Source organism: Terriglobales bacterium (assembly GCA_035457425.1).
In the GTDB taxonomy this organism is placed as follows: Bacteria; Acidobacteriota; Terriglobia; order Terriglobales; family Acidobacteriaceae; genus JACPNR01.
Window position 1 is genome coordinate 1 of record DATIBR010000095.1, and the last position, 2,013, is coordinate 2,013.

Genomic DNA, 2,013 nt, shown 5'->3' on the forward strand with positions numbered 1-2,013 from the left:
CTGAACGTGACGGTCGAGCGCGAGCAGGGCCTGTACGACCTGCTTACCGCGTCGCCGCGTCGGAGCCTCGATTCCCAGGCGGTGGGAACCCGAGTCGATGCGCTGATCGACAGTGCGCGCGACGTGCTCGCGATCAACAACCGCGTCGTCGACCGCGAGGTCGAGCGCCTGCGCGTCTCCGCCGAGAACGTCCAGCGCAACATCATCTTGCTCCTCATCTTCAGCACCGCAGTCGCGCTCGCCATCGCTCTCGCATTGACCCGCTACATTGCGCGCCCCATCGCGGAGATCGACGGCGCCATCCGCCAGCTCGGGGGCGCGGACTTTTCCCAGCCGATTGCGGTGCGCGGCCCCGAGGACCTGCGCTACCTCGGCCGTCGCCTCGACTGGCTGCGCCGGCGGCTGGAGGAGTTCGAGACGCAGAAGAACCGCTTTCTGCGCCACGTGTCGCACGAGCTGAAGACGCCGCTCACGGCGCTGCGCGAGGGCGCCGAACTCCTGAACGACCAGGTCGCCGGCCCGCTCGCGCCGCCGCAGCGCCAGGTGGTGGGGATCATGCGCGACAACAGCGTGAAGCTTCAGCGCTTGATCGAGGAGCTGCTCGACTACCAGCGCGCGCTGCATGCCGCCGCCTCGCTCGAAGTGAAATCCATCGCGCTCGAGTCGCTGGTGGAGGAAGCGGTCAAACCGCACGAGCTCGCGGCGCGAGCGAAAAGCCTGCGGCTTGCGATCGAGGCCGAGCCCGCAACGGTCGAGGCCGATCCGGAGAAGCTGCGCTCGATCGTCGACAACCTGGTGTCCAACGCGGTGAAGTTCACGCCGCCCGGCGGGACCGTAACGGTATCGGCTCGCGCGGTCGCAGGAGAAGCCATCATTGAAGTTCTGGATACCGGGCCCGGGGTGCCGCAGGAGGAGCGCGAGTCGATCTTCAATCTGTTCTTTCGCGGCCGCAGGTCCGAGAGCGCCACGGCCTCCGGGGGGCGTGTGAAGGGCACCGGGCTTGGCCTCGCCATCGCGCGCGAGCTGGTCGAGGCGCATGGTGGGCGCATCGCTGTGCTCGGCGGAGAGGCAGGCGGACATTTTCGTGTAACGCTGCCGCGCCGTTCGGCGCGTGTGCTGGCCGACGCGGCGTAAAGATGGTTTCGCAACAATCTGTGCCTGCAAGAAAGAAGAGGAAAGCGTAATGGCGAACGAGACCCCGCCCGTTCTACTGGTGGACGATGACAAGGACCTGCTGCAGCTGATTGCGATGCGGCTGACGGCGTCGGGGTACGCGGTGACGGCGGTGGAGTCAGGGGAGGCGGCGTTGGCGTCGCTGGCGGTGGCGCGCCCGCAGGTGGTGGTGACGGACCTGCGCATGCACGGCATGGACGGGATGGCGCTGTTTGACGCGATTCACCGCGACAGTCCGTCGCTGCCGGTGGTGATACTGACGGCGCACGGCACGATACCGGAGGCGGTGACGGCGACTCGCCGTGGGGTGTTCTCGTTTCTGACCAAGCCCTTCGAGCCCAAGGTGCTGCTGGACACGGTGGCCGATGCGATGCGGCTCTCAAGCCCCCCGGCGGCCTCCGGGGAGCCGCAGTCCTGGCGCGGGGAGATCATCACGCGCTGCTCCGGCATGGAGGATCTGCTCGCGCAGGCGCGGCGCGTGGCGGTCTCGGACGCGAGCGTGTGCCTGTACGGGGCGAGCGGGACGGGCAAGGAGCTGCTGGCGCGGGCGATCCACCGCGCGAGCCCGCGCTCGGGGGCGCCGTTCGTGGCGGTGAACTGCGGGGCGATCCCGGAGGGGCTGCTGGAGTCGGAGCTCTTCGGGCACAAGAAGGGCTCGTTTACCGGGGCGGTGTCGGATCGCCGGGGGCTGTTTCAGGCGGCGCAGGGCGGGACGCTGTTTCTGGACGAGATCGGCGACATGCCGCTGCCGCTGCAGGTGAAGCTGCTGCGCGCGCTCGAGGAGCGGCGCGTGCGCCCCGTCGGGGCCCAGGAAAGCATCGCCGCGGACGTGCGCGTGAT

At 69.0% G+C, this 2,013-nt stretch carries 2 protein-coding genes; both read left to right on the top strand.

Going from position 1 to position 2,013, the window contains the following annotated elements:
- Nucleotides 1-1,134, top strand: a 1,134-nt coding sequence (locus tag VLA96_07140; GenBank protein ID HSE48966.1) for a HAMP domain-containing sensor histidine kinase, incomplete at its 5' end; no start/stop codon positions are given.
- A 49-nt stretch (nucleotides 1,135-1,183) separates the two neighbouring features.
- A partial coding sequence (locus VLA96_07145; GenBank protein ID HSE48967.1) for a sigma 54-interacting transcriptional regulator occupies nucleotides 1,184-2,013 on the top strand: 830 nt, incomplete at its 3' end.